This window comes from Staphylococcus sp. FSL W8-0774 (genome assembly GCF_038006785.1).
Lineage (GTDB): Bacteria > Bacillota > Bacilli > Staphylococcales > Staphylococcaceae > Staphylococcus > Staphylococcus pasteuri.
On record NZ_JBBOVW010000001.1, the window covers coordinates 54,797 to 68,320 of the forward strand.

The 13,524-nt window shown below is 31.3% G+C and carries 11 protein-coding genes; 10 read left to right on the forward strand and 1 reads right to left on the reverse strand.

Annotated features, from left to right (window positions below; genetic code table 11):
* Positions 1–54 precede the first annotated feature (54 nt).
* The 4 genes from NSQ15_RS00250 (at position 55) to NSQ15_RS00265 (ending at position 5,695) form a co-directional block, all read left to right on the forward strand.
* Positions 55–465 carry a phosphate-starvation-inducible protein PsiE gene (locus tag NSQ15_RS00250; RefSeq protein WP_070451711.1) on the forward strand — a complete coding sequence of 137 codons (411 nt, stop codon included), beginning with the start codon at positions 55–57 and terminating at the stop codon, positions 463–465.
* 280 nt (positions 466–745) lie between these two features.
* The gene (gene aryK / locus NSQ15_RS00255; RefSeq protein ID WP_070451709.1) at positions 746–2,983 is read left to right on the forward strand and encodes a transcriptional regulator AryK; all 2,238 of its coding nucleotides are present in this window, start codon (positions 746–748) and stop codon (positions 2,981–2,983) included.
* Between the two features lie 146 nt (positions 2,984–3,129).
* The gene (locus NSQ15_RS00260; protein WP_124760268.1) at positions 3,130–4,308 is read left to right on the forward strand and encodes a M20 family metallopeptidase; all 1,179 of its coding nucleotides are present in this window, start codon (positions 3,130–3,132) and stop codon (positions 4,306–4,308) included.
* 1 nt (position 4,309) lies between these two features.
* Complete coding sequence (locus NSQ15_RS00265; protein ID WP_217194024.1) at positions 4,310–5,695, forward strand: MFS transporter; 1,386 nt, start codon at positions 4,310–4,312, stop codon at positions 5,693–5,695.
* Between the two features lie 111 nt (positions 5,696–5,806).
* On the opposite strand, the gene NSQ15_RS00270 is transcribed toward NSQ15_RS00265, so the two are convergent.
* Positions 5,807–6,280, reverse strand: coding sequence for a peptide-methionine (S)-S-oxide reductase (locus tag NSQ15_RS00270; RefSeq protein ID WP_017637820.1), 474 nt, complete (start codon positions 6,278–6,280; stop codon positions 5,807–5,809).
* Between the two features lie 170 nt (positions 6,281–6,450).
* Between NSQ15_RS00270 and NSQ15_RS00275 the strand changes: the two genes are divergently transcribed.
* The 6 genes from NSQ15_RS00275 to NSQ15_RS00300 all read left to right on the forward strand — a co-directional run bounded on the left by NSQ15_RS00275 (position 6,451) and on the right by NSQ15_RS00300 (position 13,472).
* Positions 6,451–7,752 carry an MFS transporter gene (locus NSQ15_RS00275; protein WP_340746860.1) on the forward strand — a complete coding sequence of 434 codons (1,302 nt, stop codon included), beginning with the start codon at positions 6,451–6,453 and terminating at the stop codon, positions 7,750–7,752.
* 2 nt (positions 7,753–7,754) lie between these two features.
* Positions 7,755–9,170: a glycoside hydrolase family 32 protein gene (locus NSQ15_RS00280; protein ID WP_154873892.1), complete on the forward strand. Its 1,416-nt coding sequence runs from the start codon at positions 7,755–7,757 to the stop codon at positions 9,168–9,170.
* A gap of 139 nt (positions 9,171–9,309) precedes the next feature.
* Entirely contained in the window at positions 9,310–10,287 is a 978-nt protein-coding gene (locus NSQ15_RS00285) for a LacI family DNA-binding transcriptional regulator (protein ID WP_070451699.1), read from the forward strand.
* A 671-nt stretch (positions 10,288–10,958) separates the two neighbouring features.
* Complete coding sequence (locus NSQ15_RS00290) at positions 10,959–12,014, forward strand: PTS transporter subunit IIC (protein ID WP_070451697.1); 1,056 nt, start codon at positions 10,959–10,961, stop codon at positions 12,012–12,014.
* Between the two features lie 217 nt (positions 12,015–12,231).
* On the forward strand, positions 12,232–12,549 hold the full coding sequence (locus NSQ15_RS00295; protein WP_070451695.1) for a hypothetical protein: 318 nt from the start codon (positions 12,232–12,234) through the stop codon (positions 12,547–12,549).
* A 524-nt stretch (positions 12,550–13,073) separates the two neighbouring features.
* Complete coding sequence (locus NSQ15_RS00300; protein WP_070451693.1) at positions 13,074–13,472, forward strand: hypothetical protein; 399 nt, start codon at positions 13,074–13,076, stop codon at positions 13,470–13,472.
* The last annotated feature ends 52 nt before the right edge of the window (positions 13,473–13,524 follow it).

Consider the following 13,524-nt stretch of genomic DNA (forward strand, 5'->3'; position numbering starts at 1 on the left):
CAAATCTATTATCAATTTATTCTAAAACAGAATTAACAACACTAAGGAGAACAGATGAAAAAATTCACACCAGATAAGATAAGTGAGCGATTTTCAAATTTATTGTTATTAGCAGTTAATATTTGTATTGCTATCATAGCTATAACGTTAGTTATATTTTTATTTACCGAATGTTTTGGTTTCTTTAACAATTTATTTTTACAAGATAAAGATTTAAAATATAGTCAGGTTATCGAAGATTTATTAGTGTCATTTATGTATATTGAGTTTATCTTATTGATTATTCAATATTTCAAACATAATTATCATTTTTCATTACAATACTTTATTTATATTGGTATCACTGCAATTGTGAGAATCATTATTGTAGAACATAGCGATGCTACTGAGACTATTTTATTAGTCTTAAGTATATTTATTTTGACCATTTCATTGTATTGTTTAAGAAAATTCACCATCGATTAAATTAAATACAAATATAGCATTTATTTTAGAGGGAAGTTTGTGTGAAAGCACAGTTCCCTCTTTTAATATGCTTATAATTAAGAGACTACCGACACATTCCGATTATCCAAAAAGCGCCTCGAATTTAATTCCTTATTGATTATGGTTATCTCCAATACTGCATACTTTTCTATCCACACGTTCCTTCTCACATTCAGCTCGTATTTTAATATAGGTTGATGTAAAATAATAAAAAATCATCCACTACTAAAATGAGTAGCCCAGTGAATAGAGGGATAGTATGCAACGTAGCTATGTAATTCAAGTAAAGACAGAATCAATGAATGATTTCAAGCGATTAAATGGTTTAATAGTTGGATTCGTTATAAAAGGGAATGTGCATCTTTATTTAGAAAATAATTTGAAAGTATTAAATCAAGGGGATTTGTTTTTTGTGAATCATCGTGATTTGTATCGCTTTCAATTTCATAAAGATTCTATTATTTGTTTTGTGCATTTCCAATTGCAATATTTAGCAGATAAAATTGATGATGATCAGCGTTTGTATTTTAATTTAACTGATGCTACGACGAAGAAGAATATTAATCAAATGCGTAACATTATTGCAAGACTTGTTTCAACTCACATTCGCAATAATGAATTATCGAAACTTACTGAACAGCAGTTAATTATCCAATTACTTATGCATATGATTCACTATGTACCAAGAACATATCAATCGAAACAAACGATGATGAACAATTCTAAAATTGATCAAGTTTGTGATTACATTGAACTACATTTTCATGAGGATTTGAGTCTGAGTACCCTAAGTCAGTATGTCGATTGGTCTGAAAGTCATTTATCTAAGAAATTCACTGAAGTATTAGGTATGGGATTCCAGCAATTTCTAAATCAAACACGTGTTGAACATTCAAAGTTAGATTTACAATACACAGACGATTCTATTACTGACATAGCTCTACGAAATGGTTTTTCGAGTGCGACAACATTCTCTAGAACTTTTAAACAATTTACAAATGAAACACCAAAAATGTTCAGATGTAAACATGACAATAAAACTGAAGAAAACATTACACATCAACAGACCTATAATGATAGAGAATTAATTTTTTTACTCAATGATTATATTGTTGAAATGAATCACTTTATAGAAGATGTTGAAAAAATTAATGATAAGGCAATTGATTTTACAAAAGCGACAAAGCCACTGAATAAATTTAACCATATTATACAAATAGGATATTTAAGCAACTTACTAAGTAAACAATACCAATCACAATTACTTACTTGTCATCAGGATTTCTTTGTTAACGAAGTTTTGGTGTACGATATTATGCCGTATATTACGAAAAAATTAAATGCACCATTTATGTATGATGCCAATGTTTCAAATTTATTTTACGATATCGATTTATGCTTAGATTTCTTGATGGAACATGACTTTGCTTTAACGATGCATCTCAATAATTACCAATCTGAAGCATATCTTGAAACGTTTAAATTATTTATGCATCACGTTGCTGTACATACTAATCGTAAACACAATTTAAAAATCAATATCTATGTAACTGAACTGCATTCTTCACTTATTGAAATGATGAAGTATTTCAAATCGTTATTTCCAGACGGTGGATTGTATGTTCATTTTAATCAATTTATTGAAAAATGGTTACCAATTGCCAAACAACTTGAACAAGATATCAATTATTTTGTATTTGATGCTAACTCCAACGATGCGGTTAATTTCGATAAAGTTAATGATGATGAATTTAAAACAGCGAGCCAAATTATAATTAATAAAACGAATTATTTAATAGATTTAATGGCCAAATATAAGATTAAACGACCACTAATTTTATTAAATTGGAATACTTTAACTGGAAATACCTATATTACTAATGGCGAATATTTTAGAGGGGGCATTATTGTCGAGCAATTACTAAAATTGAGCTCTAAAGTAGATATGATTGGGTATTGGTTAAATTACGACTTGCATGTCAGTCATTGTAAAACTGAAAGAGATTATATGAATTCTATTGAGTTATTTCACCAATATGATGGTAAGCGACCAGTTTATTACACGGCGTTGTTATATAATAAATTATCCAATAATGTATTATATATTGATGAAACATGTATTGTTACAGGTTCAGATAGCGATTTCCAAGTTTTATTATTCGATGCTAAACACTTTAACCCTTATTTAGCATTAGATGATGAGATGAACCTACGTATTACTGAAATGATACATTTAAAAATAAAAGACCTGAGACAAGGAACATATAAAATAAAACATTTCACATTAGATAAAGAAAATGGTGCATTATTTAAAATATGGAGGATGCATCATTCGAAACATGGTATGGATCAAGATTCTATTGATTATATTAATCGTATGAGCTATCCGAAATTAGAAGTGGCAGAAGTAGAAGTGACAGATACACTCATTTTAAATATGAAAATGATTACTAATGGTATACATTTAATTGAAGTTAAACGTTATCCAGATATTTAATTAAAACCACAAATAATGTATAACAATTCTTGTTCTTTATTATCATAATTTTTTAAAAAACAAAAAATTAACTATACACTTCTTGAATAATGACAATATTAAAAAGATAAAATTTATTAATATGTAATCAAGGAGATGAAGTAATTATGACACAACAATTAATTGAAACATTAAAAGCTAAAGAAGATAAAATGATTGAAATTAGACGTTATATACATCAACATCCAGAACTATCTTTTCACGAAGATGAAACAGCTAAATATATTGCGGATTTTTATAAAGGAAAAGATGTTCAAGTAGAAACTAATTTCGGTGGTAGAGGAATTAAAGTCACAATCGATTCAGGAAAACCAGGTAAAACATTAGCAATTAGAGCTGACTTCGATGCACTGCCAATTACTGAAGATACAGGATTACCATTTGCTTCACAAAATGAAGGTGTAATGCATGCGTGTGGTCATGATGCACATACTGCATATATGCTCGTGTTAGCTGAAACTTTATCCGAAATGAAAGATGCGTTTACAGGTAAAGTCATTGTAATACATCAACCAGCAGAAGAAGTACCTCCAGGCGGAGCGAAAGGAATGGTTGAAGCAGGTATACTTGAAGGTGTGGACAATGTAGTTGGTGTACATGTAATGAGCACAATGGAAACTGGTAGTGTCTACTATCATCCAGGATATGTTCAAACAGGTCGTGCTTTCTTTAAATTAAAAGTTATTGGTAAAGGTGGACACGGTTCATCTCCACATATGGCAAATGATGCTATTGTGGCAGGAAGTTATTTTATAACACAATTACAAACAGTTGTATCTAGACGTTTAAGTCCTTTTGAAACAGGGGTTGTTACTATTGGTTCATTCGATGGTAAAGGACAATTTAACATCATTAAAGATTCTATTGAAGTTGAAGGCGATGTTCGCGGTTTGACTGAAGACACTAAAGCAACTATTGAACGTGAAATTAAAAGATTATCAAAAGGATTAGAAGAAACATTTGATGTGACTTGTGAGCTAGACTATAACGATGATTATCCAGCATTATATAACGATCCTGAATTCACAGAATATGTTGCTAAAACTTTGAAAAATGCAGATCTTGATTTTGGTGTTGAAAGTTGTGAACCTCAACCACCTTCAGAAGATTTTGCTTATTATGCTAAAGAAAAACCAAGTGCATTTATTTATACAGGTGCAGCTCCAGAAGATGGCAAAATCTATCCACATCACCATCCTAAATTTAAAATTTCAGAAAAAGCATTACTTATTTCTGCAGAAGCAGTTGGGACAGTTGTATTAGATTACCTAAAAGGGGAGAATTAGCATGAATGAAACATATCATGGCGGTAATAAATTAATTTTAGGCATCGTATTAGGCGTTATTACATTTTGGTTGTTTGCTCAATCACTTGTTAATGTAGTACCGAATTTGCAACAAAGTTTCGGTGCAGATATGGGTACAATTAGTATTGCTGTAAGTTTAACAGCCTTATTCTCTGGTATGTTTGTAGTAGGTGCCGGCGGAATAGCTGATAAAATCGGACGGGTCAAAATGACAAATATTGGATTAATATTAAGCATTATTGGTTCTGCTTTAATCATTATTTCCAATTTACCTTCATTATTAATTTTAGGTCGCGTGATCCAAGGATTTTCAGCAGCATGTATTATGCCATCAACACTTGCTATTATGAAAACATATTACCAAGGTGCTGAACGTCAACGTGCCCTTAGCTTTTGGTCTATTGGTTCATGGGGCGGCAGTGGTATTTTTTCACTATTTGGTGGCGCTGTTGCTACAACAATGGGATGGCGTTGGATATTTATTTTCTCAATTATTATTGCAATACTTTCAATGATTTTAATTAAAGGAACACCAGAAACAAAATCAGAAGTGACAAATGTACAGAAATTTGATGTTAAAGGATTAACAGTTTTAGTAATTATGTTATTAAGCTTGAACGTATTAATTACAAAAGGTGGCGCGATTGGCTATACGTCATTATGGTTCTATTTATTAGTTGCAATCGTATTAGTTTCTTTCTTTGTTTTCTTAAATGTAGAGAAAAAAGTGGACAACCCGCTCATCGATTTTAAATTATTTAAAAACAAACCATATACAGGCGCAACAATCTCTAACTTCTTATTGAATTGTGTTGCAGGTACATTAATTGTTGCTAATACATTTGTACAACAAGGTTTAGGTTATACTTCATTACAAGCAGGTTATTTATCAATTACGTATCTAATAGCAGTATTAGCAATGATACGTGTTGGAGAAAAATTACTTCAAAAAATGGGTTCTAAAAGACCGATGTTATTAGGATCTATGATTGTTGTCATTGGTATTCTCTTAATTTCATTAGTATTCCTACCAGAAACATTGTATATCATTAGTTGTGTCATAGGTTACTTATGTTTCGGACTAGGATTAGGTTTATATGCTACACCATCTACTGACACTGCTGTTTCAAATGCGCCTTTAGATAAAGTAGGAGTAGCTTCAGGAATCTATAAAATGGCATCATCACTTGGCGGTGCTTTCGGAGTTGCTATTAGTGGTGCAGTATTTGCAGGCGTTGTTGCAGCTACTAACTTACACACAGGTGCTATGATTGCATTATGGGTTAATGTACTTATGGGTGTACTTGCTCTTATCGCTATTATTTATGCTATACCTAATGATGATAAACGTGTTAAAACTAAATAAACAAAAATGGTTGGCTTTGCGATTATGCATAACCAACCATATTTAATATCTAATTAAGATTTTTCAAACTCTTCAATCACCATATTGTAACTCGTTAAATCCAATTAACCACTATTTTTTATATTTATATACCAATGATTTTGGTAGGTGACAGTAGTCATCTGGATAGCGTTCTAGTCTGTTTTGATGCATGTCGGCACTTTTTACATAATTAGTCAGTGGTAAGACTTCCGTCGCTATAAGATGATGGTCTTCGATGGCGTCAATAAACGCTTGTGCCTCTTTTAAATGTTTTGGATCTTCACTATATAAGCCTGTTCTATATTTCAAACCAATGTCTTGTCCTTGTTGATGAAGACTATATGGATCAATAATTTCAAAAAGGTATCCCATTAAGTCAGTCACTGATACTTGTTCAGGATCGAATTCTGTCTTAACAGCTTCTACATAACCATCATACTCGCCGTCTAAAGTATCGGTAATTCCATTCGCTCTACCACTTGTCGTATCGATAACACCAGGAAGTGTTCTAATATAAGCTTCCACACCATATAAACAACCACCAGCTAAATAAACTGTTTCCATCATATTCGCTCCTTTTAATTGAAAATAATTCTCAATTAAACTGTAACGAATAATGAGAGATAATTCAAATGAACAAATTTATATTATATGTCATCCGGTTGACACACTATTAGAAAGCGTTTACAATTCATATTAAATAAAGCGATTTCATAAAACAAAGGAGATATAGTATGAATATAAACCGTCTAACAGCACCATTTAAAAATAGATATTATTTACAAAGTTCAGTTATGATAATGCTTTTCTTTGCTTCATGGAGTATTTGGTGGTCATTTTTCCAAATATGGTTAACATCTGATAGTAATGGGCTAGGACTAAATGGAGAGAAAGTAGGTATCATTTATTCAGCCAATTCATTTGTGACCTTAATATTGATGTTTTTCTATGGGGTTATTCAAGATAAGTTAGTCATTAAACGTGGTTTGCTTATTTTTTGTGCAATATTTTCTACATTGGTTGGACCATTTTTCATTTGGGTTTATGCACCTTTAATACAAAGTCATTTTTGGGTAGGGGTTCCTCTTGGTGCGTTCTTCCTTTCATGTGGATTCTTAGCTGCTGTGGGTGTATTTGAAGCAGTTGGTGAGAGATTTAGTCGTATGTTTAACTTTAATTACGGTCAAGCTCGTGCATGGGGTTCATTCGGTTATGCTGTTATGGCACTTGTGGCTGGATTTACTTTTGTGAAAAATCCACATCTTAACTTTTGGTTAGGTTCTGTTCTAGGTTTCATACTATTATTGTTATTAATTTTTTGGAAATCTAAAAAAGAAGTTGATATTAAAGAACCTATTGAAGAGGGTGATAGTGAGGCGGTACCCTCATTCAATAAAATTATTTCACTACTCAAAGTTAAAGATTTATGGGTTATTATTATTTTCATTATGTTTTCTTGGTCTTTCTATACGATATTTGATCAACAAATGTTCCCAGATTTCTATACTAAATTATTCCCAACAGTAAGTATGGGACAACAAACGTATGGCACACTCAATTCTGTACAAGTATTTTTTGAAAGTATTATGATGGCAGTTGTTCCCGTTATTATGATGAAAATTGGTGTCAGAAAAACATTACTACTAGGTGTGACGGTGATGTTTTTACGTATCGGATTATGTGGTATAGCAAGTGGACCAGTGAGTGTTTCCTTTATTAAAATGTTTCATGCATTAGAAGTACCATTATTTGTATTACCAATTTTTAGATATATCACGTTACACTTTGATACTAAATTATCAGCGACAATTTATATGGTTGGATATAATGTTTCTGCTCAAATTGGACAAGTCGTTTTATCTAGTCCATTGGGTATTTTACGAGATCATATTGGTTATCAACCAACGTTCTTCGTTATATCATCTATTGTGTTATTAGCAGGTATTTTCGCATTCTTTACATTAAGAAAAGATAATGAATATGTTTATGGTGATCCTTTTGTCAAAGATTTACATAAAGAGAAGGAGATTGTATAACAATGGACGAACAAAATAAATTAGAAGTAACAAATTCACGATATCGTTTAGGTTATCATGTCATGCCTAAATACGGTTGGATCAATGACCCAAATGGTTTTTCATATTTTGATGGATATTATCATATGTTTTATCAATATTATCCTTATGCACCTGAATGGGGGCCAATGCACTGGGGACATGCACGTAGTAAAGATTTAGTACATTGGGAAACATTACCTATCGCTTTGGAACCAGGAGACACGGAAGACAAAAATGGTTGTTTTTCTGGAACAGGCATTGTAAAAGACGATATCTTATATTTATTTTATACAGGACATCATTATTATAACGATGATGACCCAGATCATTTTTGGCAAAATCAGAACATGGCTTATAGCGAAGATGGTATTCATTTTCAAAAATATGAGCATAATGCGATTATTCCAACGCCACCTAAAGATAATACACATCATTTTAGAGATCCAAAGGTATGGGAACATGATGGCCGTTATTACATGATTGTCGGAAGCCAGAATGACAAAGAACTTGGTCGAATTATTTTATATCGTTCAGATGATTTATATACTTGGGAATATATCGGTCCTGTAGATGAATCAAATGGACAACATACAGAAGGCTATATGTGGGAATGTCCAGATTTATTTGAACTTGATGGGAAACATGTCTTTCTATTTTCACCACAAGGAATGGAAGCTGAAGAAGAACAATACTTAAATCTATTCCAAAATGGCTACTTTGTTGGGGACTTTGATTACAACACTCATAAATTCATAAGAAAACAATTTAAAGAGTTAGATCATGGACATGACTTTTATGCACCTCAAACGATGCAAGCACCTGATGGCAGAAGAATCCTTATTGGTTGGATGGCTATGTGGGAAGCGAATATGCCGGAAAAAGAAGATGGCTGGTCTGGCGCATTAACGTTACCTAGAGAACTTTATTTGAAAGACAACCACTTATACATGCGTCCAGTTGAAGAACTAAAGTCTTTACGTATAGATGATGGTAAACAACAAAGTTACACACTCACTGAGCCTGTAATGATTTCACAAGGCAAGAAACAAGCAGAAGTTAATTTAAATATACCAGCATCAGATTTCACTATTAATTTAAAACATCAACACAATGACTTATTATCTTTAAAATATGATGCTGAAAGTCAAAAATTCACGTTATACCGTAATGATATTGGTGATTATAGATATGCGACGGTTCAATCTAGCGATAATCTAAATTTACAACTATATATTGATACAAGTTCTATTGAAATATTTATTAATGATGGAGAAGCGGTATTCACAGAAAGATATTACAGTGAAGAGGCACCAGAATTATGGGTTTCTTCAGAGGAAGTCATTAATATAGAAACTTCAGTTTATGAATTGGAACATCAAGCAATACAATTTGATTAACATAAAGTAAGTTAAAATAGAGTTGAGCACATATTGGTAAAAATAATTGCCTGTGCTTAACTCTTATTTTTCTGTCGAATTCTGTTTATGAAACGTGCATAATATATATAAGTATTTAAATGAATTGGAGTAGATAACGATGAAACCGAAATTGGAAGATGTAGCTAAACTAGCCCAAGTTTCGAAAACGACCGTTTCGCGTGTATTAAATAATCGTGGATATATTAGTGATGAAACTAAAGATAAAGTCTATCAAGCGATGACAACTTTAAATTATCAACCAAATTCTGCAGCTAGACAATTATATAATCAAAAAACAAATATAGTTGGGCTATTGTTTCCTACTGTATCAAACCCATTTTTCGGGGAGTTAGTATTAGAACTTGAAAGAAAATTATATGATCTGGGTTATATCGTAATTATTGGGAACTCAATGAATGATTGTGACAAGGAAACGCATTATATTAATCAGTTACTATCAAATCAATTAGATGGATTGATTGTTGGTACCCATAATATTGGTATTGAGCAATACAATAATAGAAACCTTTCGATAGTGGCGATAGATAGAGTAGTTAATGAAGATATTCCTGATATTCGGTCAGATAATTTTGAAGGTGGAGTACTCGCAACACAGCATTTAATTGATAGAGGTGCAAAGCATATTATCCATACTAATGGGCCAATTGATGTAAATACGACTGCTAATTTGAGACAATCAGGCTACGAAGACACTATGAAACAACATGGTTTAACACCGATCACATATACAATTAATTTCGAATTAAGCTTTGATGAAAAAGCTAAAAAGTTTAGACAAATTTTTGAAGAACATCCAGAAGTTGATGGCATTTTTGCGTCTAATGATACTGATGCGATTCAAATTTATAACATGGCTGCAACTTATAATAAAAGAGTACCTGAAGATCTCAAAATTATAGGGTATGACGGTACGGAATTAATGAGACATATGCATCCAGAGCTTACAACAATCATTCAACCGATTAACAGCATTGCACAACAAGCAGTGAACGCTTTGGAACAACGTATTAATAATGAAGAAACAGAACAACATACGATATTACCAGTGGAACTATGGCAAGGTTCGACGAGTTAGTTTTGTATTTATCATTATTTAAAAGGGTGTAATAAAGTGTTTAGGAGCAAATACATGAAACTAACATTAAACTTGCTGAATATCATTAACTATTTAGTTCTAGTTATATTGATTGTTATTAATTTTAATCGATTAAGTCAATTTGGTTTAGATATTTGTTTATATTTTCTAATTGCGAGTGGCGTATTGCTTACTATTTCAATCTTGGTTTATTTTATATACAAATTGGAATCTTTTTTAATCAGTGTTTTTATTAATCTCGTTAATATAGTGATTATATTTCCAATTTTACTCTTAGTATTGTTTTAGTCATTAACATGGTAGCAAGTGCTCTCGTATTCCAGTACGAGAGCTATTTTTTGTCTTTATTATTATAGAGACATAGAACGTACCTATCATGTTCGCTATAATTGAAACCGCTATCACAAAACTGCTTAAAAACTTATAAAATAACTATGCTATTATGGAAAATAATGGTATCATAATCATAACTTGAAAACACTTTCGTATAAGAGGCTGAGACATAAAGTATTTATGCTCTGGAAAACGAATTAAAGATATCCTAAGCGCTTTTGTCCGGTTCTCTCCTCGAGAGTGTTTTTTTAAAGAATATTATTTAGAATATTTTAAATTTAAGAAAAATTATGAAAGTTACATGAGGTATTTGAAATATGGGCGAGAAACAGATAATTACACCCAAAACATTTTTATTTAATGTATTAAATGGATTAGCGATAGCAATTATAGTAGGAATGATTCCCAATGCGATTTTAGGAGAATTATGTAAATATTTAAGTCAGTATAATGAAATTTTCGCTAAGATAGCTATTGTGGTTCAAGGTATTCAATATACGACTCCAATACTTACAGGCGTCATTATTGCGATACAATTTGGATTAGGACAATTACAAACCGCTGTAGTGGGTGCAGCAGCCTTTGTGGGTTCAGGAGCAACTACGATTACAGATAATAAATGGGTTATTACTGGTATAGGTGATTTAATCAACACAATGATTACAGCTGCTATTGCAGTAGGTATTATATTATTGATTAAAGATCGAGTAGAAAATTTTAATATGATTGTGTTACCTATTGTTGGGGCAGGTGTCGCTGGTTTAATTGGTTTGTTACTGTTACCTTATACTAAACTAATTACGGTTGGCATAGGTAATTTTGTTAATAGTTTAACGAATACACAACCTATTATTATGACGATATTGATTGCAATGATCTTTTCAATTCTTATAGTATCACCAATATCGTCCATAGGAATAGGTGTCGCAATTGGTATATCAGGATTAGCTGCTGGCTCTGCTGCAATTGGCGCTGGTACTTGTGCGATTGTGTTAGCCGTTGGAGCATGGCGTGTAAACAAAGTAGGTGTTCCTATTACAGTACTTCTTGGTGCAGTTAAATTAATGATGCCTAATACAATACGACATCCGATTATATTCTTACCAATTGTATGTTCAGCCGCAGTATCAGGACTTATAGGCGGTTTGTTTAATATTAAAGGTGCATCAGATTCTGCAGGTTTTGGTTTAATTGGTTTAGTAGGACCTATAAAATCATTAGGATTATTAGACGGAGGTATGGCTAGTGGACTGGTAATAGTTACTATTACATATATTATTGTCCCATTGGTAGCAGCCATATTCTTCAACTATTTATTTACAAAAGTCTTGAAATTATACGATTCAGAAGTGTTTGTTTTCAGATCAAAATAATAAGACAATAATAATGATATTAATATTCAATCAACGCTCTCGTATAGATCATACGGGAGCTTTTTTTATTCCTAAAATATCATATTAAAATTTGAGTGAGTCACATGCTTTAGGTATACTCATATTAAGAATAATAAAAATGCAAATGGGTTTATCTTCATATCTGTTTAAAGTAAAGACTCACCATATTAATGACAAACATTAGGGGAGATATAACATGGAAATTAATTTAGATCATCCAGTTTATACAGTTCATGGTTTAATGAAAATTGTTCAAGCTCAAGGTATTCCAGGAACGCTTTGTTTATTAGAAGATGCCATTTACTTTGAAGCGGATGGGTTTTTAAAAGGTTCTGAAATTAAAAATGTCTTTCATTTTGATGAGATTAAAAGTGTGAAATTTGGTTTATCTTTAAATCCATTTAGAATTGTTATTACTGAAAAAGATGGCGAAAATTGGATTTTTGACTATGTGCCACGTGCAGAAGGGAAGAAATTTGTAGAATTATATAATGACATAAAAGAAAGTAATTGAAACGAGCTATATATCTTAGTTATATTAAGATATATTAATTTTAAAAATATTGTCTATAATCCTATAATATAGTATTATAAAAGTATAAAAAAACACCTAGTCACTGATGGCGAATCAACAACTAGGTGTAAAACTTAGTAAACATATTCGTTGAGCTGGATAACTCGGTATATGTTATTTACTTACAGCCTATGTAATAGGTGCTCCCGTACTTCCAATACGGGGGCTATTTTTTTGTCTTTATTACTATAATGACATAGAACGTTCCTATTATGCTTACAATGATTGAAAAATCAATTTGAAGGAATATTGTCATACTTATCACCCCACTTTACTTACAAATATTCATAGGTGTATGTGATAACATATGACAAATAGGCTCACTAAGTTTTATGATTATATTATACTAAGTTAATAGATTGTTTTAAATATAATTTAACATTTGTATAGTTTCGTTTTTAATGATAGTCTAAATTTATAGATAGAACATAAATAATAAACATTAATAAAGGTTGTGTTTAGTGATGGATAGAGATTATTTATCAACAACGATACAAGCACTATATAATGATATTTTGATTGATTTGAATATTGATAAGATAAATACTTATTTTTCACCTTTGTATGTTCAAACTACTGACCACGTAACTTCTGATATTAATGAGTTTACTGAACATCTTAGGAAACTAAAAGAAGTAGTTTCAAAGCTAACAATTAAACAATTTGAAACAATGTTAATTGACGAAAATCAGAATACTGTATTCTTACGTTATAATGTTTACGTTACAAAAAAGAATGGGAATCGTGGGAAAATAGAAGTGTATGCAGAATTTAAATTTAATGAAGATGGAAAAGTAATAAGTTGTAATGAATTAACAATGCCTTATTCTGAAGAATTAAAAGGTATAGGTAGTATTAAATAAAATTATGAACATGATATTGAAGTAATCTACTAAACTTGTAAACGTTAAAGAA